We start from the raw sequence: 22,660 nt of genomic DNA, 5'->3' as shown, positions 1-22,660 counted from the left end.
AAAAACAAATACAGTATTACATTTTATCCATGTTTTATCCTTTACAATAACAGATCGTGCTATGAAAATCATAACACGATCTGAATTGAATCTAATTATTGTAAGTTTTTTTAAAGTGCATATTCTACAGAGGCTTCTTTAGCTGCTGCCACCATTGCAATCAGAGCTTTTTCGGTTTCTTCCCAATGCCTTGTTTTAAGCCCACAGTCCGGATTTACCCAAAGCTGATCAGCAGGAATTACATTTTGAGCTTTTCTGAGCAGTCCGATCATTTCTTCTTTTGACGGAACTCTTGGTGAATGGATATCGTATACTCCGGGGCCTATTTCATTGGGATATTTGAAGTCTGCAAAGGCATTCAGCAGCTCCATCTGGGAACGGGAACATTCTATTGTAATCACGTCTGCATCCATATCAGCGATATTTTCAATAATGTCATTAAACTCAGAATAACACATATGGGTATGAATTTGGGTAGCATCTTCCACTCCACTTGCTGAAATTCTGAAAGCTTCCACTGCCCATTTCAGGTAGCTCTGCCAGTCAGTTTTTCTTAGTGGAAGACCTTCTCTTATTGCAGGCTCATCAATCTGAATAATTCTGATTCCGGCCTTTTCCAGATCTGCTACTTCATCACGAATCGCCAATGCAATCTGCTTACATGTTTCTGAACGGGGCTGGTCATCACGTACAAAAGACCATTGTAAAATCGTAACAGGTCCTGTAAGCATTCCTTTTACCCACTTTTCAGTCTGGGATTGTGCATATTGGGACCAATATACCGTCATTGGAGTCGGTCGGGAAACATCACCGAAGATCACAGGAGGCTTTACACAGCGGCTTCCATAACTTTGTACCCAACCGTTTTTAGTAAATACAAATCCTTCCAGCTGTTCTCCGAAATATTCCACCATGTCATTACGCTCAAATTCTCCATGAACCAACACATCAATTCCGATATCTTCCTGCCAGCGGATTGTTCTCTGTGTTTCTTCTTTCAGTAACGTGTCATACTGCTCTGCTGTCAGTTCTCCTTTTTTAAATTTCGCTCTCCAGCTTCTTACCTCTGCCGTCTGCGGGAATGATCCGATAGTAGTTGTCGGGAATAAAGGAAGCTGTAATACTTTCTGCTGCTGTTCTTTACGGATCCTGAAGGTATTGATTCTTTGGGCATCCTTTTCTGTTACAGTGTCTGCTCTTTTCTTCACCTGCTCATTATGAATAAGAGAAGAAGTTCTTCTGCTCTCAATTGCTTTTTTATTGTCTTTCAATGCTTCAAGAATTTCTTTACTTTCTGTACCTGATACCAGTTCTTTAAGCGTGACAATTTCTTTCACTTTCTGTTTAGCAAAAGCCAGCCAGTTCTTAATTTCATGATTTAGGCCGGTCTCAAAATCAAGATCGCAAGGAGAATGAAGCAATGAACATGATGGAGCAATCAAAATCCTTTCAGATCCTAATTTTTCAACAGCTTTTCCGATGAAAGACAGTGACTTTTCATAATCATTTTTCCAGATATTTCTTCCGTCAACCACTCCTAATGAAAGACTTAAATTTTCAGGAATACTATTCAGAATACCCTCCAGCTGTTCAGGATTTCTGACAAGATCAATATGCAGTACATTCACCGGAAGTGAAACAGCCAATGAGGCATTATCTCTCAATCCTTCAAAATAAGTGGCAATAATAAATTTCAGCTTTGGAAAACGTTTTCTTAATTCAGCATAAACAAAATGATAGGTTTCTTTTGCTTTTTCTGTCAGGTCCAGTGCTAAAAAAGGTTCATCAAACTGAATCCACTCCGCACCCTGATCCTGTAACCTGGCCAAAATCTCTGTATAGACCGGTAGAAGATTTCCGGCCAGATCAAGCTTATCAAATCCTTCTTCTTTTTCTTTTCCCAGTAACAGATAAGAAACAAGACCGATAATGACTGGTTTTGCAATAATTCCAGACTGTTTTGCTCCCGCAAATTCATTGAAAATTTTATCTGAGCTCAGTTTAAACTGCTGGTTTTTATAAAATTCAGGAACGATGTAATGATAATTGGTATCGAACCATTTGGTCATTTCCATCGCTGTAATATCCAGTCCTTCTTTCTGGTATCCTCTTGCCATCGCAAAGTAAAGATCCAGCTCAGAATTATTCTTTTTAAGTATTACTTCATGATAACGTGCCGGGATTGCTCCTACAACAAGACTCATATCCAATACCTGATCGTAATATGAAAAATCATTACACGGGATAAGATCTACTCCTGCCTCTTTCTGAATATTCCAGTTTTGGTTACAGATATTTCTTCCTGTATTCAGAAGTTCTTCCAGAAGAATTTTGCCTGACCAATATTGCTCGCAGGCTTTTTTGAGTTCTCTCTTGCTACCAATACGCGGATAGCCCAGAATGTGAGTTTGCATTTTTTAAACTTTTATATTAAACTTGATGTAAAGTCTTTTTTAAATGCTTCAGAATGCATTAACGAATAGAAATTTCAGGAAAGTGACATAGCAGAATACAGCTTCTCCCAGGAGAGCATGTATTATCTGATATATCATCTGTATGACCTAAAAGCTTCAGACCGCGAAAGCATTGTCAATTCAGTAAAGGCAGGTCTCCTGACTTGTAACAGCTTCTGTCATCCTTCCCGTTTTTGGCAGTGGATATGCTAGGACAGAAACCTTTGTCATGTTACTTACAGTTGCGCGACAGCTCATGATTCTCACACGATTCCCTATTAATCTACCTTAAGTAAAACCTTTCCTGTTTGATGAAGTATCTATAAAGAACGTACTTTTACTTCTGACACCATCATCAGTAAAAGTCTTTAATTTTGCGTAAAATTAACAATACAGAATAAAAATACAATCAAAGAAATAAAATTAAGCAAATAAAACTTCAAAAATCACATATAAAAGCATATAATTCTGTACATTTGAATGTTTTTATAATTTAAAAGAATAATATTCTGTGGAACAACTCGATGACAAGGATTTACAGCTGCTCAGGCTGCTCCAGAAAAATGCCAAACTGACCGTCAAAGAACTTGCAAAAGAAATCAGTCTCTCTACTTCACCGGTTTTTGAAAGAGTAAAAAGGCTGGAACAGGAAGGTTTTATTAAAAGGTATGCAGCAGTTCTGGATGCTGAAAAACTAAACCGTGGCTTCACGGTTTTCTGTCAGATCAAGCTGAAAATCCATGACAGATCTGTTGGCTATGATTTTGTAAAAGAAATTCTGGAAATTGAAGAAGTAGCCGAATGCTACAATATTTCAGGAGATTTTGATTTCCTTCTGAAAGTACAGGTAAGGGATATGAAGCATTACCAGGATTTTGTCTTTAATAAACTTGGATCTGTAGATTCTATAGGAAGTACACACAGTACATTTGTCATGGCTGAGGTGAAAAACAACCATGGGCTGACGATATAATCTTCTCTAAAGTTCACCTTAAAATGAAAATCCATCAAATAATGACGGATTTTGTAATATTTTTTACGGTTCAGGTTAATTTGCTGCCGGATTTATAACTTCTGTTGTTAAGCTTAATGATTTTAACAGGTTTTTACTGTCAAAATGCAACGTTGCATAATGTCTCCCTTTTTTAAAAATCAGTTTTGATCCTCCCGGAAATTCACTGCCTGTTCCCATTTTCTGTGTCTTCGCACCATATTTACTGAACTTGGTTTTACAGTCCTGCAAAGTACTTTTGTTCATGATAAGACCGAAAGGCAGCCCTTCTACTACCAGAGGTTTGTTATCTGAAGTGGCGAAAAACATTTCATTAACAGTATTATCCTTTCCCAGGCTGCTATACATTTCCAATCCTGTTTTCATAGGCCATTTTACATATTTTTCTTCATTCGCATCTTCATAAAAAACAGGCTTTATATTCAGTGCTCTTGAGATTTTATCAGCAGTCTGTGGAAAAATAAATTCTGAGTTCCTGTCTAATAATGAGTTTAAAGCTGCCGTTTTCTGAGAAAATACACTTATACTCAATACCAGAAAAAACACTGTTATAATAAAAGGGAAAGACTTCATCTTCATAGGTTATTTAAAATTTTAATGATTTCATTGCTAAAGATATTAAAATTAACCTAATCTATAAAAAGAGAATAAAATCATTTTTCCAATTCCCTGATTATGTTTTTTCCTTTCTCATGCTCGGGATTAAGTTCAACTGACTTTCGATACATTATTAAAGCCTTTTCTTTCTGATTATCTTTCAAAAGTGCTTCACCATAGCTATCGAATGTATTATAACTCTGAGGAAAGAGTTCTGTATTGATACGAAAGGTTTCAATGGCCTGAGACATTTTGCCAGAACGTAAAAAATCATAGCCCAATTTATTAAACTGCTGTTCTGACAATTGATAGCGAACAGGAATTTGTTTCAATTCATTAAGCTTATTATCAGCTGCCTCCGGACCTTTTTGGAGTAAAATAGGTCCATAAATACGAGCAATATTTTCTCTAGGTGGAATTAAACGCTGTTCCATCATAAGCATTAAAGCATCATTTTCAAGTTCTTCCACATTTTGCTGTGTATTATCAAAAACAATAACGAGACGCTTTGTATCAGGTTGATAAATAAAACCGGTTGACAAGCCTGTAATTCCTCCAGTATGTCCTACTGTTTTCCCTAAAATATGATCCTGCTCAACTTGCCAGCCAAGCCCGATTCTTAGTGGTGTACCATTATTGAGCTGTATCGCTGTCTGAGCTCTTTCTAACATCGAAAGAGACAGAAGCTTCCCTGCGGCTAATGCGTTATTGAATCTGAATAAATCTTCAGCTGTCATCACAAATTCTCCAAAGCCTTTAAAATTGAACCTCCGCCAATAATCTCTGTTGGATCTCATGCTATCCACACTTTCTTTAAGTGAAGTATACATGTGATCTACATATAATTTGGCCATATTTTTTTGCTCTGAAGGGGTATAATTATAAAAAGGAATTTCAGGTATAAAAGCATCCTTCATTCCGGACGGGATAAAGATATTTTGCTTCATATAAGTCTCATAGGGTATACCTGAAGCTTTTTCAATCAATAAGGCAACAAATGCAGAATTAACATTATTATATTCATGTGCTGAGCCTGGAGTAAAAGACAATGGAATATTTGCCTTTGAATATTCTTTTAAAAGATCATTATTTCTGAAAACAGCTTTTGGAACCTCCTGAATTTTCTTCTTAAATACAACATCCCAGGAAGGTAAACCAGAAGTATGGGACAGAAGATGTAGCAGCGTAACATCCTGATATGGAAAATCAGGCAAATACTCCTGAACAGGATTATCAAGCTTCAAGAGTCCTTTCTCTACAAGCTGAAGAGCTGCGGTTGCCGTCAGTAATTTACCTATTGAAGCTATAGGAAAACGGGTGTTTAAAGCATTTGGTATTTTGTTTTCAAAATCTGAAAAACCAAAAGCTTTTTTGTAGAAAATCTTACTTTTTTCTGCAATAAGAATAATTCCATTAAAATCTCCATGCCTGGCATAGGCTGAAAAGTAGTCATCAATTTTGCTCAATTTATTTTGAGCAGGAAAGGATACTGCTTTCCATATAAGAACAGCAGTAAAAAATTTTATCCAGTAAAAATTGATATTTAATACTTTCATATTTCAAATTTAATAAGTTCTTCAACTTACAACATAAATACCTATAATACAAAAATTTATACATTTTTCCTAAACTGTAATTATGCTTATTGTTTAAAATTACAGTTCATTTCTCTTTTTTCAATGAGAAATTTCTTCAATTTTGCAAACGGAATGAATACAAAAACAGATTCCATTAATAATAGTTAAAGTTAGGATCTAATGCATTTGCTGCACATTAAATACGGTACCAGCCGGATCAGTTATCCAGTGCATATTTTCCGGCAGTTCTTCAATTTCGTCACAGGTTTCCACACCATTCGACTGCAAGTATTGCGTAGCAGCTTCTACATCGGCAACCGTAAGCTGCAGCCAGGTTTCGGAATGAGTATAATTGTCCACACAGTCTAACCAGATGATATTGTTTCCGAATTTCACTTCATGGGTTCTGGAAACAGTGGGGTTATCTATCGGCTTTTCCTCAACATTCAGCTTTAAAATATCTCTATAAAAGCGAACTGTTTTTTCATATTTATTTTTGGGAATTTTTATGGCAATATTAATTCCGGCTTCAAATTTTATATTCATAGGATAGGTTTTTACTGTTGTAAATTAATTTCAATAGACTACTTGTATCAGACTATTTCAAAAAGCTGTTCAAATAGTTCAGAATCGTAGCAGTCTGCATCATCAGACTGACGTGGCTTTGTCCCGGAACAACCGCCAGCTGAGATTTCGGCATAGGCCCCATGTCTGCAGAAACTCCGCCACCCAATAATTGATAAGTTTTTGACAGCTCAGTTTTATCCAGTCCATCATTATCACCTGCAATGATTAAAACAGGCACCGGAATTTTAGAAATATGATCGTCTCCAAGGTCGAAAGGCTTCCCGGCAGAAGCCATCATCTGTTCCAGAAATTCTGTCCACTTTGTTTTATCGGGTGCTACAGCATTATAGGCGGTATGCATGGGACTGTTTGTAAAGAGTTCCGGTTTCATCCCTTCAAATGCTTTATTTACTTCTGGCAGCCAGCCGCTGCTCTTATAGGTTGACGAAATAATTACCAGCTTGTTCAGCCTTTCGGGACTCTGTATAGCCAGCTGATAAGCCACTTCTCCACCAAAGCTATATCCTGCAACATCTGCCTTATCAATTTTCAGATAGTCCATTACTTTGGTAACATCACTGGCTAACATGGCATGTGATAATTTTCGCTCGGAAAACGGAGTATGTCCATGCCCCTGTAATTCAACAGCGATTACTTTTCTGTTTTTTGAAAGTTCCGGAATCAGTTCGCCCCAGTTGGTATCAATTGTCATAAAAGCACCATGTAATAACACGACAGGCTTCCCTTTTCCATAGACTTCGTAATACACTTTGATTCCATTAACCGGCGCATAGCCGCTTTCAGAAGGTTTTAATTTCTGTCCATACATATGGGATGCAGTAACGATAAGGGTTACCATCAATAATGGTTTCACCAGCGCGGAGAGTTTGAATGTAGTTTTCATAATCGTATTGGTATTGGGTCAATTAAACTTTTAGTCAAAAGTAGCAAGTGATGATCATATACTACTTGCCACAAGACAAGATTTTTGGTAAATACATCAGGCCTTTATGATTTTTTTAGCAAGGCACATGTGCTCCAAAATTTATATAAATTCATAAAATTTAAGCCCAATACCATACGAGCATTTTTTAATAAATAAATATTTTTGTAATAATTCTACAACAGTTGATAAAAATTTACTAATTTCGGATTGAACTAAACTCCAAAATATTATGAAAAATTTAAAGAAAATCGAAAGACAGGAATTGAAAACTATTAAAGGCGGTATTGACTGCAGAGGAGGTCAGCTATGTTTAATTGGGGGAAAATGGCAATGCATGCCATATGATGGATGCGGAGGCGGCAACCAGCCATAATTTCGTTTAATTCAATGACTTGACTATGAAAAATTCTAAAAAAATTTCAAGAGACCAGTTAAAGAGTATTAACGGCGGAGCGGTAAGCTGCTCTGAAGCATGCTGCCCACCTCCGGGAATCAAAAGATGCCCATGGGTGATTTGTATAGTACCCTGTGAGATTTTAAGTTAAGAAAGACTTATTCTCTAAAAAATAAGCCCTGCAATTCGTCGGAATTGCAGGGTATTTTATTCGGGTTATCTTAGCTGAAATTCTACTTTTACAGATGACCCTTAATTACGGTTACCACTTTTAGCTTGTCTTATACTCTGGTTATCTTTGAGATTAAGACGATAAACAAGTGTCAACCGATAACGGGCTGCATTGGGAATATTGGTCTGATTGATCACATAATCTGTCCCCATGGTTCTACTGCTCAGCTTTCGTAGTTCAAAAAGGTTACTCACATCGAATGTGACCGTTGCTTTATCTTTTAAGAATGTTTTACTGCATCCAAAATCAATACTGTGAACAGCATTTGTACGTGTCTGAGCAGTAGCATTAGCGCCTCTGAAATTATACAGGATCTGAAAAGACAGTTTATTCTTCAATTTCAGCTGAGTACTTAAACGGGCTGTGAAGGTATTCCCGGAATAATCGAAAATCTGATTTTGGTAGACACCTTCTTTAGCATAATGAAATACATTAAGTTCTGAATTTATTTGTGCCCATTTAACAGGATTATATAATACTGACAGTTCCATGCCGCTCCTTGTTTCTTTATTGATATTGACCGGCAGGGTAATAAACAGTCCATCAGCATTTCTGTAGGTATAATCCTCAATCACACCATTGTTACGCTGATAATAAAGAGAAGGATTAAAAGTAAGCGTTTTCCAGTTCTTCAAAAAAACAAGTTCAATTACATGGGCATAGGAAGGATTAAGATCAGGATTACCCATATAACGGGTGCTCAGATCAGTGAGCTCGTTGAAGGGATAGATCATATTCAGTGATGGCCTGTTGATTCGTTTACTATAACTTGCCTGTAAGGTTGTTGCCTCATTAAAGCGGTAACTCACGTTTAACGTTGGAAATAACCGGCTGTAATTCTTACTATTGGCATAAGTACCCACCCGATCTTCAATACCGATACGGGTAAGCTCACCTCGCAGCCCTGCCTGATAGCTGAAATCTTTCCTCTTTCCGGAAAATTGCAAATAGGCACTTCCAATCAATTCTTTATATAAAAGATGGTTATCAATCTGATCAATAACCTCCCAGCCTGACAGGTTTTGCTGCTCGGCAATAAAGTCACTGTTGACCCTGCGATCCTCCAATTTCACGCCATACTCAAGGGTAAAGGTACTATCTAAAGGTTGTATCATATCTGTTTTAATCATCAGATCCTTACTGCTTCCAATGGACCCTGTTCTGATCACCGGAAAGATCTGATGGGAGGGAAAGTCCTTACTGGTTGTTAAATTCCACTCTTTATCACTGTCCCAAAAATCGTATTGCATATCCACCGTCAGTTTCTTCCCAGCCTTATCAAAACTTCTGGTATAATTAAATTCCAGCTGATTATAACTCCGTCTCTCCCATGACTCTCCCCTTCTGCTCAGGCTGCTGTCGAGGGTTCCGTTCCTGTTTGAATAAAGATAGTTTAGCTGAGTTTTGTCATGGTCACGTGTTGAATTCCTAAGAAAGGCTGCTGTTATAGAGTTATGATCATTAATCTGAAAATCTGCTCCAAAATAGAGTAATTTGGCATCATCATGCCTGTTCTCATCCTGACGCTGATTAAGAGAGACCGGCGTTCCTGAAATTCCGGTCAATTGCTGCATTGTGTACAAGCCGACATAATCAGACAGCCTCAGTCCATAAGTGGCAAACACATTAAGTTTATTAGATTTATAATTAAGGCTGGGACTCATGCGGGTTTCATTGGGAATACCACCAACCAAACGCAACTGTCCGCTGAAACCTGCTTTTTTATTTTTCTTCAGAATAATATTAATAATCCCTGCCGAACCGGCTGCATCAAATCTGGAAGAAGGATTAGTAATTATTTCAACACGTTCTACCTGATCCGCCGGCAATTGCTCCAAAGCATTCCCTTGAGTTAATCCTGTTCGTCGTCCGTCTATCAATACCAGCACATTACTATTTCCCCGTAAACTAATCCCACCGCCAGGGCTGACACTTACCGACGGAACGATATTCAGCAAATCTGTTACCGCTCCCGATTGTGAGAGGACATCTTTGCCTACTTCGAAAATTTTCTTATCAAGTTTTAAGCTGATGGGCCCTTTTTTACTTGTCAATGCGATCTCCTGAAGAATTTTTGCATCAGGTTCTAAAATTATGGTTCCAACATTAGCCATAGCCCCTGACACAATGTGTATCGGCTTACTTAAGGTTCGAAATCCTATAAGGCTATATATGATATTATAATTTCCAGCAGGGATATTTTCCAATCTGAATATTCCATTGTTATCTGAAATACTCACTATAACTGATTTCTCTTCATTATTTTTTAATGTTACCGTTACATAAGGTAATGGTATACCTGGATTTTCATGAATGATGCCGGTTATCTGACCTTCCTGGGCAAAGGAATATTGAGCAATGATCATGGTCAGCAAAAAGGTTATTATCTGTTTCATGATGTAAAATTAAAACGCTCTTATTCCCATCGTAAACAAAACCATGTGAACGGCTCTATAAACTTTCAAACTGCTATTATCTTATGCAAATACCTTGTATATTTACATGATGCATAATTTTATGTTTTTGTTAATATGGCTCAGTATACTCAACCCTCCCGCCATTCGTAATGAGGAGCCCGTCCCTGTTTATAAAACAGGCGATAATTCGGCATGGGCAGCCAAAAATTATGATGATAAGGATTGGTCAAAAGATAGAGGTAATACTGCCCATAATATATTCTGGTCACGAACACATCTGGATCTTCGCCAGGTTGAAAATGAGGCATTACCACTGGGGCTTCAGATCGAATCCTTTGGTGCCTTTGAGGTGTACTGGGACGGGGTACTTATTGGGAATAATGGCAGAATACCTCAAAATGGCAAGCCGGAAGTACCAGGCACTGAGAGCAGTTACTACAGAATTCCCGACAACCTGATCACGCCCGGCTTTCATACCGTTGCCCTTCGGAGCTCACAGTCATTACTTCCGCATGTTCAACGCAGCATTGGATTTAAAATAGATCCTTATAAAATATTACTGACTCAACCATTGGTCACAATGTCTTATATGAACCTGATGGCCGGAGCCTTTCTTATTGCAGCTGTGTATTATTTTTTTCTCTATCTGAACAGCAAACGCAGGCCCTGGGACATTCTGATATTTGGTACTATATGCCTGCTATTTTTTGCTTTACTTATAATGGAATACCTGAAATTTCATGTGGTCATTCCTTACTCTGATTTTTTTATCCGATTAGAAATTATTGGTTGGCTAACCTTTACCAATGCCGTATTGGTTCCTTTATATTTTATCATCCAATTTAATTTTAAATGGAGAAGATGGTTAATGACAGCCCTTCTCGTCACTCTTTTATTACTTTATGTTTATAATTACGGACATTACGATCTTACTGCCCGGTTCTACAGCCTGGCCATGCTCATCGCTTCTCTTATTATAGTGCTTAATGGCATTTTTCAAAAAGAAAAGGGCGGTTTCATTGTATTGATGGGTCTTTTGATAAGCGCTCTGATGAATAAATTTATGTTTTATGATTACAGCCTGTTCATTAGCTTTACGATCATTGTATTGTGCATGCTTTACCTGCATTCGATCAGGACAAATGTGATAGAAGCAGAACATCGGAATGCCATTCTGCTTTCTTCAAAACTGCAGTTGGAATTATTAAAAAAAAATATACAGCCGCATTTTTTGAGGAATACCTTGACATCCATGATGGATTGGGTAGAAGAATCTCCCAAAGAAGGATCACGCTTTATACAGGCACTTGCTTCAGAGTTTGATATCATGAACGAAATTTCTGAGCAGACCCTGATCCCGATAACCAAGGAATTAGCACTTTGCCGTCAGCACCTGTCCGTAATGGGCTTCCGCAAAGAAATCAATTATGTATGGGAACAGGTTGGAATAGACGAAACACAATTGATTCCACCAGCGATTATTCATACACTGCTTGAAAACGGTATTACCCATAGCGAACCACTGCCAGGAAACACCGTTAAATTCGTGCTTCGTTATTTTGTATCGAAAGAGAGTTATGGATATCTATTTGAAACCATTGCCCAAAACCGTCAAATCGTAACAGAACGTGTGGGCGGTAATGGGTTTAAATACATCCGGGCACGTTTAACTGAAAGTTATGGAACGAACTGGACATTCGATTCGGGTAAAACGGAAAGTGGCTGGATATCCACCATCAAAATTATTAGGCCATGAATATACTCATTATAGAAGACGAATCCAGAATTGCTCACCGTATACAGCGTATGACAGCTAATTTCTTCGGAAGTACACCTGCTCAAATTACCATTTGCGATTCCCTACAAAAAGGGCTTGAGCATATAGCAAAGGAAATTCCGGACCTGCTCTTCCTAGACCTGAATCTCAATGGTGACAATGGTTTTGAGGTATTAGAACAAATGGTAGCGGCTTCTTTTCATACAATTATTGTTTCAGCCAATACTGATAAAGCAATTACCGCTTTTGCCTATGGCGTGCTTGATTTCGTTCCTAAACCCTTTGATGAGGAAAGGCTTTTCAGGGCTTTGAATCGCTTTATCAATCCTTCTTTAAAATCTGATGACAGCATTAAATATCTGGCAGTAAAGAGAGCAGGGCAAATCCGCCTCATCAATATTACCAATATCATTTATATTAAAGGAGCCGGAATTTATACTGAGCTTCATCTGAACAACGGACAACAGGAACTGCATGATAAATCATTAGAGCTGTTGCAGCAACTTCTTCCAGGTGATTTCGAACGAATTCATAAATCCTATCTCGTCAATCTCCAGCAGGCTGAAAAAATACTCATCAATCCAGGTACCCGGTATGGACTTCAGCTTAAAACCGGTGAAATACTCCCGATAGGACGATCAAAATATAAAGAACTTAGAAATAAAATCATTTGATCGTTAATATCTTATTTATTCCCTTTGTCTTTTTTCAATTCGCTTATTTTTTCTTTTGTTCAGATTTCCTGGTGAATTTTAGCTTTTGTTGTTCAGATTAACCAAACTTTCTGCTTGGCCTCTAACTTTTGCATCTGATCCCCAATCTCTACCCTATTTGAAGGTCGAAAATAAAAAAGGTACAAATCTTTGATTTGTACCTTGCTGCGGAGAGTGAGGGATTCGAACCCCCGGACCTGTTACAGTCAACAGTTTTCAAGACTGCCGCAATCGACCACTCTGCCAACTCTCCTTAAACTCCGGCTATACCGTTGTTTTCAGTGGTGCAAATATAGAAAGTTTTTTATTACTGACAAAATATTTTTCAAGAAAATTTGTATTTCTACAGCATTAAAGAGAATCGCGCTTTTTTGAACAGAAAAAAAACAGCTGTTAATTACTCTGCATCAGACATTTAGCCTCATCATAAACACTACCATCTTCTAAAATATCTTTAATCATAGTAATATTCTGTAGTTACATCACCGCTAAAAGCCGGATGTATGCCCTGTTTCTGCATATTCAGCTCAAATACTCTTTCACCATTTTTATTTCCACCCCGTATTTTCAAAGAATGCCATCCGTTTTCCAGAGGAAGGGTTATGCTATTACCTTCATTAATAGCAGCAATATCTTTTAAATAACCAATGCCAACAATTTTTACTTCATTATTGGCAGTCTGAAATATCCATCCTTTCGACTCTACCTCTACCTCATCATCATTCAAAATCTTTTCATCATTTACCGAAATCTGGAATGCATAATAATCCTCTTCCACTCCTATGATAGGAATAGCAATTCCGGATTTGGTGATTTCATCTCCATGTTCATTTTCTACAAAATATTTTAAAATGTTGTTACCTGAAAGATGATGATCCTGCAGATAGTTTGCTAAAAGTTGTGGGCTAAATATAACGAAACCTTTAAGTTCAGAGAATATTTTCTTCATATATGGATTGGATTTGGATTAGATTTTGCCTGCCATTTTAAGCATGACAGGCAGTTATATTGTCTGTCAGATGATCATAAATAGAAGATAGTGCTTATTGATCAATATGTTGCTGAGTTTTTTAATCCAGCAGTTTTATCTTTGAAACTAGTCGATTAACAAATATTTCTTTTTTATTAATTGATTATATTTTCTTCATTAAATGCTATAAAATCATTTTGTGAAATATTGTCAATTGTATCTAACAACCTATCTTCTGCTGAGATTTCTTTATCATAAAACTGTTCAAGATATTCTTCACTTTCTTCATCATCTCCATCAGGATTGTTAGTAAAAAATTCTTCAGATTTCAGGTTATTGATTACATCCAAAGTATAATCTATTGTTGATTTTATCTTCGCCTCCTCTCCTTTTACAATTTTTATAATATTGGTTGCTATCAGGACAATATTTACAGCAATTGCGGCCTGATAGCTACTATATTCATCGTCTTCAGGAGCTAAACTATCAAGGGTATTAAACCTCTCAATATCTGAGGAATTCAGTTCGCTACGACTAAAAACATTATTTAAAACATAATCTGAAAACTCAGTAAGCTGTGTGCTTCCATTCTTAAAACGTTGGGCATAATCATAGTCATCATCCTGAATTTCTTCTTCAAAAAGCTGATAAAGATCTTTAATTCTTATAAGTGATGACAGATTAAATTTGATTTTATTTTCTTTACTTAGGTTTAATGATTTTTCCTTAACTGACTTTTCGCTCATGTCTGTTTATTTATATTTTGGTTGATATTTTCCTTCAGGAATATGGTACTTTCCTCCTTCCTGTCTGTTTTTACTAAATTTACCTGTTGTACCTTCTTCAAATTTAACATTATTATTGTTCATGTGATGCTCACAATCAATACAAATTTTCGTGCTGGGTTCAATTTCCTTAATTCCTTTTTTAGCATTAATTAAAGCTTCTTCAGCGTGAACATTGTCTGCTTTACTTTGTATCACAGTGACTCCCATTTCTTTTGCCCATTCTTTTATCTGCCTTGGCACATATTTCTTACTTGAAGAAACGTAGTAGTTACCATTACCATCAGTTCCTACCGCAGTAACACTAAATCCTTTGGCATCACCAAGTGTACTGTGTGCATCCCTCACCAGTTCCTGTAAAAAGTTAACAGGATCATTATGCAGTCCAAAAATATCTACCCAGGTATTAGTGTCACTCACAAAGGCGTACATGGTATCGTTATTTCCTAATAAACCGATGGGATCTTTTGATATATACAATCCGGAAGAAGAATCATAGTATCTCCATCTGTTATAGTAAAGCCCGTCGAGTTCCTGATCTTCGTACTGGCCGAGCTGCCGGAATGGTATGAAAGAAGCATCTCCTATACTGTTTCTCATATTTCCATAAATATCAAACTCAGCACTCCAGATTAACTCTCCTCTTTCATTATAGGACTGTAGTGGTCTGCCAATATAATCTGAAACAATACTGAATTTTTCTCCATTTATAATTTTTGCGCAGGGAAAAAATTCTCCTCTCTCGTATACCCATGTGATAAGATTGTCTGTTATTTCATCTTCAGATTCTAACTCACCGGCATCACTGATGTGCGTTTTAGGAATGCCTTCTGTATCATAGCTCCATTCATGCAAAATAAGATGAGCATCCCATACAAACCGCGTTACTTTATTTTCTGTAATTTTTGAAATCCTCCGTCCCAGCGCATCATACTCAAAGTTCACTTCTTTTCCATCAGGACGTTTTACTCTGGCAAGCATTCCGTTCGCATACCAAGCGTAAGCCCAGTCCCCGGATTCCCATTCGGCCTTCTCAATTTCCGATAAGGAATCTGTATATACATCAGGCAAATTAATTCCTTCTGACATTTTCGGATTGTTCAGCCAGTCTGAAGCTATGGGTTTGTAATAAGGGTGAGCCTCATCTTGTTTTTCGGCACGCTCCGGCTTAATATTGTTGACAGGACGTTTACTTTTTAAGAGCAGGTTCCCTTCATCATCATAATGATAAAACCAGTTTTTATCACGCATCAGCCTTCCGCCCTTATCATATATACGGTCTCTCTGTCTGGCACTTTCATATAAGCAGCCGATTTCATCCGGGTTTTTATACTGTACTTCGCCATTAGAATATTCTGCAGCCACAAGGCTCCCATAAGCATCATAATCAAATCTTGTTTTCCCGCCGGTTATCCTGTCCAGAATGTGTAGCAAACGGTTTCCGGCACCCCAATCATAATCTTTATGGAATGTAGTATTTGTTTTATTGACTGTTATTTTCTGACTTATTGGTTTTCCCAGATGGTCAAATTCAAAAGTACTTTCTATACCACCTGCCATTTTACGGGAAAGCATCTGTCCGTTGCGGCTCAGCTCAATGTTCATCTGCCAGGGCATTTCAGTACCTTGATTGGCAGCTGTCACCATTTTTAGCTGATCAAGATCATTATAGGAATAATTAATTTCTGCACCCAAACTACTTTTCAGAGAGGTCAGATTCCCGTGATTGTCATATTTATATTGAATGGAATGCTCACCTTGCTGTTCACTCGTAACCAGTCCCAGTTTATTTCTCTGAAAGGCGACAGTGCTATTTTCATTATCAGCCTGGATCAATAGCCCCGAAGTGTTATACTGGTAAGCTTCCCAGGAACCATCAGGATAATGGGTCTGTGTCAGTCTGCCTGCCAGATCATATTCATAAAAAATATTTTTGCCTTGTGGGGTTCTGGTTTGGGTTACCAGACCGTCTTTATCTCTTACAAAGAATTTTTTCTGACCATCAAAACCTGTTTCACCGATTATTTCACTATTGTTATTTCTTTCAAAAGAGTAACTTTCTCCTTTTTGATTGGTAATGCTCATTAAGTTTTCATAAGCATCATATCCAAAAGCCAACGTTTCTTCTTTTTTACCGGTAATGGCATTCCGGCGGACCTGTCGTTTCAGGCTTCCCATTGGAGTATAGCTCATCAGCCATTCTGCACGCCCATCTGTAGCGTATACAGGAAGGTCATAGGCATCATAGCGGAGCTTTAACGGCAATTGTCCCTGTTCAATCACCTCTACCACTCTTCCCATAGCATCCCTGTTCCAAAGGATTCTGTTCAAAGGTTCCGGGCTGAAGGCCAAAAGTCTTCCATATTCATCATATTTCCAATACTGTTCAATTCCGGCAGTATTAGTCAACTGAAGGAGCTGGCCTCTATTATTATATCCGTAATATGCTGTAATATTTTCTCTTATACATTTTTCCGGAAGCCTTTCTCCATCAGCATATTCGTAATAAATACGGTCTTCCGCAGGATCGGTATAGCTTATCAGTTTTCCATCTTCATCATAGCTCCATGTTTCTGAAACTCCTGAAGGAGATAAACGTGCAATGACCTGTCCAAATTCATTATACTGGTAATGATATTCTTCTCCATCCAGGGTATGGAAAATCTTAATATTACCCATTTCATCATAAGTAAATCCCTGAACTTTCCCTTCTGGGGTTCCTGTCATTTTCAATTCGTTATGAGCAGTATAATCATACCAATATTCTCCACCTTCTCCATCTATTTTCCTGTAAACAAGAAAATTATCATCATAATAATAACGTTCTGTTTTATTGTTTTGTTTAGGATATATTACTTCTGTAAATCCTTCCTCTTCGTCATAACTGAGGCTTCCTTCCATATATCCATCTAAACCTTTGGTATAGATTACCCTTCCTTTTTTATCATATTTCCACTGATAGCCCATTCCGTTACGGTTGGTTCTTCTTACGACATGATTTTCTCCATCATATTCAAAAACAATGGCCTTTTTATGAATATCCCAGACGTGGGTAAGATTACCGCGTTCGTCATAATCATAGCGAACCTGTAAGTCTTTCTGTTTTTTATAACAATAATAAACTTCCGTTATTTTTTTATATTCCGGATGAATAACAGTTTCTATACTACAGTCACTCTTGACATCTTTTATATTTTTCAGTATAATATTCCGGTCTTCATATTCATATTCTCTAATGGTTCCATCTCCATATTCAATACGGGCTACCTTATATACTGTTCCTTCTGTAGGATGATGAAAACGTCTGTAGGTATAAATATCTGTTCCTTTACGCACAACCCAGATACTGCTGCTGGGCCTGTACTGCCAGATTTTCTGATCTCTGAAGTAAGTCATTCCCTCCCCAATTTCAGGAACAGGAATAAGCATAGCGATATTTTCATCAGGATGCATCCATCCGGCGCATTTATTTTCCTCATCCGGAATAATAAACAGATCATGATTATTGAAAACACCGTTTCCAAGTGGCCCAAAATCATAAGGTCTGTCGCTGTGCCATATATTTCTCCAGGCTAAAGGTGTACTCCCCTGGATGACAAAATCATCCCATTCAAAAACCATTGCACCCGTAGCAAAATTCACAGGTTCAAGTCCAAAATGGCATAGTTTCCTGGATAATGCATTCGCAAATTTGAATTTATTGAGTGGGGCTTTTTTAAGGACACTATTATTAAGTTTTCTCAAACCATTAGCTCCCAACTTTCCTATCTTTTTTGTTAAGCTTCTCATTAAAAACATTCCGGCAAGACGCATCAGCATTTCTCCGGGTGTGTAAACATGGGGAACAAACGCTCCTCCCACCAGTACGGGACCTCCCGTATTGATCTGGATATACATACTTGAGAAGTTATTATAGAAAGCAAAATAGGCCAGTGGATTTTTCTTTGGTTTATTTGGCATGGCGGGCAGCATAGTCATTCCGAAAGGAAATCCCATACAGGTAAGGACCTGCTGAGGCTGGTTTCCACTCATCTTACTTCCCTGCGCCAGAACGGTCTGTGATCCATAATAGACTTCTCCTTCGTGAGGAGCTTCCTGAGGAAAAGGAATAATATAAACAGGAATCAGAGAGGTGATATGCCTGAACGGAATTAAAACTCCCATAACACTCGTAGTCGTAGTTGCTTTGTGCCTTCCATGAACATAAATAGAACCTCCCATCGGAATACTTTCCGGAAGTGACGGCATAAGATTTCTGGCAAACTGAGGAATTGGGATGGTAATTGTAATGTAATCCATGATATCAAAAACAATCCCGATAAACGGATGTGGTAATGGCAGTGGAATCAGCATAAATGAAGGCGGCGGCGGAATGAGCGTCCAATGGATATCAATAGCCAGCACAATATCAAAATGCTTGCTTGTATGCTGAATCGCTGAGGAAGACATTGCCGGTGTATTAACTTTGATCAGCTTTACTTTACTTTCTGGAGCAGCTTTTTCTGCTGTTACAGCACTGTCTCCACCACCTCCACTTCCACTTTTTTCCGGCTGGGCGCTGTCTCCTCCTGCAATGGATTTAGCCATAGAAAGAGGATTCAGGGAATCAAAATTATTTTTCATTCCGTTTTTCCAGCCCTGCGTGGTTTTATCCCAGCTCACTGAGGTAACATCTGCGTTCACCTTCAAGGAGCGGTCCGGATTCATATCCGGTTTTTCAACCTTTATGGTTTTTACTGTTTTTTTGTCCAGATCTGCCATGATTCTTTTAGTTTGAGATTACCCAGCTTTTGGTCTTTCCACGCTTACCCTCCAGTCATTACCAAAATAAGCTGTCATTTCACTTTCCAGTAATGCTTTTTTATCCTGGTCACCTTCATATTTAAGAATCAGCATTGAGGCTACAAACCTCAGACTACTCTGTTCCCGTGCTGAAGGATCCATTATTTTTGCTATATCAAGGCACTTTTCAAAGTACCTGATCATTTTGTCTTTTGTCAGAACAGTGTCATTCAATGTACCAATGATTCTGTAACATTCAATAGCCATTGCATATTCTCCAATCTTCTGAGCGGTTTCTGCAGCTTTTTCAAATACTTTTTGCGCAGCAGATTTTTTGGAGTTCCCCAATAAATGGCTGCCATAATTCATATACATCTGAATTTCCAGGGGCGTATCCGGCTCTACTTCTTCCAATATTGTTCTGTAAGTATCTTCGGCGCGGTCTTTTTTCCTGTCTGCAGTATAAGCTTGGGCAAGCATAAAGTAGGCAGAGATTTCTCCCTGTTTATTCTTTTGCTCCCTGGCCAGCTTTACTGCTGTTTTCAGGGCGTACTCCGCTTCTTTAAATCTTTCCTTGCTTAAGTGATTACTTGCAATAAGAATCTGCTGCTGAAAATCTGTATCCGGGCTGTTCTTCTTCCGGTTGGTATGAGCAGCAGTATTCTGCATTAACTGGTGAATGTCTACTTCTACCCTGAAGCTATGGGCTGAAGGAATCTGTGACAGTGTCCTATAAGTGTGATGCTCTGCCCAGACCAGTTTAATATCTTTATTTTCTGAAGCTTCACAGATCCTGCACCATTCTTTTACCCACAAAGAAAGCTCTTCGGTATCACAAATTCTTAACGGAGCTATATAAATGTAAATCCTGGAATCCTTAATATTGGGGAAATTTTTCTTCAGTTCCAGCAGAGGATAAAATGCTTTGTAAGCATCTGTTTTAAAAGTTTCACCCGGAGATTTAAGTTCCCAATCCGGAATATTCTCTTCACTTTTCTTCAGCATTTCATAAAACTCTGTCCATTCATCCAATAAGGTCTGTCCAAAAGAATTCATTCCGTTAAATTCCTGATAATGGAGTAAAAAAACATCATCACCTTCTTCATCTTCAGAAAGTTTCGATTTGATAAACCCGTCAAAAAGATCAGTTTCGTGTTTTTCTCCTAAACAGATCAGCATGGGTTTTTCTTCGTTCTTTGAAACAACTTTCTGCCATTGTCTTTTTAATTTAACCAATTCCAAATCTACCGGATTCATCTGCATCAATTCAGTTTTACAGTTCCACTTACAATATTCGTCTCGCTTCCTCCACCGATATTGATTTTACTCCCACTGCTGAGATTGGCCTCGGTATCTCCTCTCATAGACAATGTTTTAGTTCCGATATCCAGTGTATCTGATTTGATCCCGACACCCGAAGTTGGATCACCGTCCTCAGGGCCTACTCCAACTCCAATACTTGATGTTCCTCCCACTCCGATATTAATTCCCTGAACCAATATTTCTTTTCCTTTAATCTGAATATTGCCATCTTTATCCATATAAATAGAGCTGCTTCCACAATTCAGGGTAATGGAAATCTTGCTGTCTATGGTTATATTTCCGGCTCCATCCAGAAAAACAGAGTTCTGGTCCTTATCTTTCACTGTAATTCCTCCGCCATCATCCAGGCTCATGGTGTGACCGCTTTTACTGCTTAAGCTTTTAATATTATTTCCGGCCCCTCCGCCTCCGCCAACTCCTCCATGGAACATTCCACCCATCACAAACGGACGGTCAGGGTGCTGGTGGGCAAAATTAACAACCACCTGATCTCCTTCTTCCGGAATGGCCATAAATCCGCGGTTTTTACTTACTTTTTCACTTCCTCCGCCATCAGGAGTCATCACTCTGATATATTCAGTAGTGGTAGAACCATTTTGCCAGTCAAACTGTACTTTCACTCTTCCCTGGTTCAAAGGGTCTGCATTAGAAATCACTTTCGCAAACTGAGCATCCGCTTTTGGGATGTGAAATTCCGGTCGGGGAATAAATCCTGTATCGGAAGCAATGGCCTCAAAGGTTCCTGTATAATATCCTCTTGCATCTACTTCGTGATACATCTCTGTAATCATCAGTTTGGTAAAGTAGGTGGTTTCACTGCTTTCAGCTTTTCTCATCTCGATATCGGCAATACAGCCGGGATAAAGAAATGGCACCGTTGTAACCCCTGAAATAACAAATACTTCAGCAGCTTTACTGCCTGCTGTTCCTTTTTGGGAGTTTTCAACATCCATGAAAGAAACGGCTTTTATAGGAGCCACTCTCAGCGATGGAGTGGTAAAGATCCTCTCTGAAATTTCATAAGCCCTTTTAGCAATATCTGAGGTATGGCTGATCTTTGAGCTTCCGGCCATCAATTTTTCATTTTTGCTGCTGTTATACCCATAGAATGACGGATTCACGTGCTGTGCTTTCATTTTTATCTTGACATCACTCACACTGCTTCCATAGGTAAGTTTTACAGGTTTTTCCTGGGGGGGAAGCTTTCCGAAATGCAGTACTTCACCATCATAATAAAACTGTTCCCCATAGGCTTCTGCAATTCTGGCCAGATAATTATAATGGGTTTCTTCATATTGTGAGCTGTAGGAAACGTTTCCATGAGCTGCATCTACCCTGAAATCAAAGGTATTTTGTCCCAGCCCTTCTTTGATGACCTGATCCGCAATACTGTTCAGACTGATTTCCTGTGCCCCTCCAAAACTTTGAATATGGGGTGCAGCATCTAAAAGAACAGTAGGACTGGAACCAGTAAGAACTATATTTCCCAGGCTTCCTTTTTCCTGGCTGAAACCTACTTCTGTAATCACTCCTACAAAATTCCTTTCCGGACCGTCTTCAACATCTTTATATCTGAAGATCACCGTCATTCTTTTTCCAAGAAAATTCTGAGCTTCCTCCAGATTATGGTTTTCTGAACTTCCCAGTGTATCATGGGCCAGCATCAGATCAAATTCATGATGTCTTACGGCACTCTGTTTTAGCTGAAAACTCTTGAAATGTTTGATCACTTTTCCGTCAATTACAATTTCAAGTTTTACCACACGATTAATACCAGCCACCTGATTTCCAGGAATAGTATTGGCATTATAAATTCCGGAAGTTGGCTGCTTTGCCCATACTCTATCTTCTACCAGAGTGGGAGGATTAGGCTGTTTAACCTGATTCATAAACATTTGAGAACCGTTTTGAACCATTCCGGTATAGGCTTGGGCCTGAACCATTTTTTCAGTAGCTTTCTTAACGGTTCCACTAGATTTTTCCTGTACTTTCTGAGCAGTTTTGCTGACTGCCTGCTCTGTCAATGTTTCTTCAACACTGTTTACAGCTGAAATTTTATCTTTGGAAACAGGCATTTTAGGTGAACGATCATCCTGAAACATAATTGTAATATTT

At 38.3% G+C, this 22,660-nt stretch carries 14 protein-coding genes, 1 tRNA gene and 1 riboswitch; of the genes, 3 read left to right on the top strand and 12 right to left on the bottom strand.

What is annotated here, in order from left to right; translation table 11 throughout:
- Positions 1–110: 110 nt before the first annotated feature.
- Positions 111–2,414, bottom strand: coding sequence for a 5-methyltetrahydropteroyltriglutamate--homocysteine S-methyltransferase (metE, locus tag CRS_RS01400; protein ID WP_142722310.1), 2,304 nt, complete (start codon positions 2,412–2,414; stop codon positions 111–113).
- Positions 2,415–2,584: 170 nt separating this feature from the next.
- A riboswitch (cobalamin riboswitch) is annotated at positions 2,585–2,771 on the bottom strand.
- Positions 2,772–2,964: 193 nt separating this feature from the next.
- Between metE and CRS_RS01395 the strand changes: the two genes are divergently transcribed.
- Positions 2,965–3,426, top strand: coding sequence for an Lrp/AsnC family transcriptional regulator (locus tag CRS_RS01395; protein ID WP_142722309.1), 462 nt, complete (start codon positions 2,965–2,967; stop codon positions 3,424–3,426).
- 75 nt (positions 3,427–3,501) lie between these two features.
- On the opposite strand, the gene CRS_RS01390 is transcribed toward CRS_RS01395, so the two are convergent.
- The 5 genes from CRS_RS01390 to CRS_RS01370 all read right to left on the bottom strand — a co-directional run bounded on the left by CRS_RS01390 (position 3,502) and on the right by CRS_RS01370 (position 10,174).
- Entirely contained in the window at positions 3,502–4,044 is a 543-nt protein-coding gene (locus CRS_RS01390) for a hypothetical protein (protein ID WP_142722308.1), read from the bottom strand.
- Between the two features lie 74 nt (positions 4,045–4,118).
- Positions 4,119–5,618, bottom strand: a complete 1,500-nt coding sequence (locus CRS_RS01385) for a serine hydrolase (protein ID WP_142722307.1) — start codon at positions 5,616–5,618, stop codon at positions 4,119–4,121.
- A gap of 198 nt (positions 5,619–5,816) precedes the next feature.
- The gene (locus CRS_RS01380; RefSeq protein WP_142722306.1) at positions 5,817–6,185 is read right to left on the bottom strand and encodes a VOC family protein; all 369 of its coding nucleotides are present in this window, start codon (positions 6,183–6,185) and stop codon (positions 5,817–5,819) included.
- A gap of 52 nt (positions 6,186–6,237) precedes the next feature.
- Positions 6,238–7,110, bottom strand: coding sequence for an alpha/beta fold hydrolase (locus CRS_RS01375; protein ID WP_228451145.1), 873 nt, complete (start codon positions 7,108–7,110; stop codon positions 6,238–6,240).
- A 688-nt stretch (positions 7,111–7,798) separates the two neighbouring features.
- A complete protein-coding gene (locus CRS_RS01370; RefSeq protein ID WP_142722305.1) occupies positions 7,799–10,174 on the bottom strand; it encodes a TonB-dependent receptor domain-containing protein in 2,376 nt (791 codons plus the stop codon).
- A 121-nt stretch (positions 10,175–10,295) separates the two neighbouring features.
- On the opposite strand from CRS_RS01370, the gene CRS_RS01365 reads away from it, so the two are divergent.
- A complete protein-coding gene (locus tag CRS_RS01365; protein WP_228451144.1) occupies positions 10,296–11,951 on the top strand; it encodes a histidine kinase in 1,656 nt (551 codons plus the stop codon).
- Positions 11,948–12,646, top strand: a complete 699-nt coding sequence (locus tag CRS_RS01360; RefSeq protein WP_142722303.1) for a LytTR family DNA-binding domain-containing protein — start codon at positions 11,948–11,950, stop codon at positions 12,644–12,646. The genes CRS_RS01365 and CRS_RS01360 overlap by 4 nt, the downstream gene beginning before the upstream one ends.
- A gap of 207 nt (positions 12,647–12,853) precedes the next feature.
- Here the strand turns inward: CRS_RS01360 and CRS_RS01355 are convergent.
- From CRS_RS01355 to CRS_RS01330, 6 genes are all read right to left on the bottom strand, one after another.
- Positions 12,854–12,938 (bottom strand) — tRNA-Ser (locus tag CRS_RS01355).
- Positions 12,939–13,139: 201 nt separating this feature from the next.
- The gene (locus tag CRS_RS01350) at positions 13,140–13,634 is read right to left on the bottom strand and encodes a hypothetical protein (RefSeq protein WP_142722302.1); all 495 of its coding nucleotides are present in this window, start codon (positions 13,632–13,634) and stop codon (positions 13,140–13,142) included.
- A 176-nt stretch (positions 13,635–13,810) separates the two neighbouring features.
- Positions 13,811–14,401 carry a hypothetical protein gene (locus CRS_RS01345; RefSeq protein WP_142722301.1) on the bottom strand — a complete coding sequence of 197 codons (591 nt, stop codon included), beginning with the start codon at positions 14,399–14,401 and terminating at the stop codon, positions 13,811–13,813.
- Positions 14,402–14,407: 6 nt separating this feature from the next.
- A complete protein-coding gene (locus tag CRS_RS01340) occupies positions 14,408–19,201 on the bottom strand; it encodes an RHS repeat-associated core domain-containing protein (protein WP_142722300.1) in 4,794 nt (1,597 codons plus the stop codon).
- Between the two features lie 18 nt (positions 19,202–19,219).
- Complete coding sequence (locus CRS_RS01335) at positions 19,220–20,479, bottom strand: M48 family metallopeptidase (protein ID WP_142722299.1); 1,260 nt, start codon at positions 20,477–20,479, stop codon at positions 19,220–19,222.
- Positions 20,480–20,484: 5 nt separating this feature from the next.
- Positions 20,485–22,647 (bottom strand): type VI secretion system Vgr family protein, encoded by a 2,163-nt coding sequence (locus tag CRS_RS01330; RefSeq protein ID WP_142722298.1) that lies wholly within the window; start codon positions 22,645–22,647, stop codon positions 20,485–20,487.
- Positions 22,648–22,660: the final 13 nt, after the last annotated feature.

The organism is Chryseobacterium sp. ON_d1 (assembly GCF_006829085.1).
Lineage (GTDB): Bacteria > Bacteroidota > Bacteroidia > Flavobacteriales > Weeksellaceae > Chryseobacterium.
The sequence above is the reverse complement of the archived record's forward strand: the minus strand, read 5'-3'. Positions and strand labels throughout refer to the sequence as shown.

What these genes read in the sequence shown, in the direction of transcription:
- metE (WP_142722310.1), bottom strand. Translation starts at nt 2,414, where the DNA reads ATGCAAACTCACATTCTGGGCTATCCGCGTATTGGTAGCAAGAGAGAA.
- CRS_RS01390 (WP_142722308.1), bottom strand. Translation starts at nt 4,044, where the DNA reads ATGAAGATGAAGTCTTTCCCTTTTATTATAACAGTGTTTTTTCTGGTA.
- CRS_RS01385 (WP_142722307.1), bottom strand. Translation starts at nt 5,618, where the DNA reads ATGAAAGTATTAAATATCAATTTTTACTGGATAAAATTTTTTACTGCT.
- CRS_RS01380 (WP_142722306.1), bottom strand. Translation starts at nt 6,185, where the DNA reads ATGAATATAAAATTTGAAGCCGGAATTAATATTGCCATAAAAATTCCC.
- CRS_RS01375 (WP_228451145.1), bottom strand. Translation starts at nt 7,110, where the DNA reads ATGAAAACTACATTCAAACTCTCCGCGCTGGTGAAACCATTATTGATG.
- CRS_RS01370 (WP_142722305.1), bottom strand. Translation starts at nt 10,174, where the DNA reads ATGAAACAGATAATAACCTTTTTGCTGACCATGATCATTGCTCAATAT.
- CRS_RS01365 (WP_228451144.1), top strand. Translation starts at nt 10,296, where the DNA reads ATGTTTTTGTTAATATGGCTCAGTATACTCAACCCTCCCGCCATTCGT.
- CRS_RS01360 (WP_142722303.1), top strand. Translation starts at nt 11,948, where the DNA reads ATGAATATACTCATTATAGAAGACGAATCCAGAATTGCTCACCGTATA.
- CRS_RS01350 (WP_142722302.1), bottom strand. Translation starts at nt 13,634, where the DNA reads ATGAAGAAAATATTCTCTGAACTTAAAGGTTTCGTTATATTTAGCCCA.
- CRS_RS01345 (WP_142722301.1), bottom strand. Translation starts at nt 14,401, where the DNA reads ATGAGCGAAAAGTCAGTTAAGGAAAAATCATTAAACCTAAGTAAAGAA.
- CRS_RS01340 (WP_142722300.1), bottom strand. Translation starts at nt 19,201, where the DNA reads ATGGCAGATCTGGACAAAAAAACAGTAAAAACCATAAAGGTTGAAAAA.
- CRS_RS01335 (WP_142722299.1), bottom strand. Translation starts at nt 20,479, where the DNA reads ATGAATCCGGTAGATTTGGAATTGGTTAAATTAAAAAGACAATGGCAG.
- CRS_RS01330 (WP_142722298.1), bottom strand. Translation starts at nt 22,647, where the DNA reads ATGTTTCAGGATGATCGTTCACCTAAAATGCCTGTTTCCAAAGATAAA.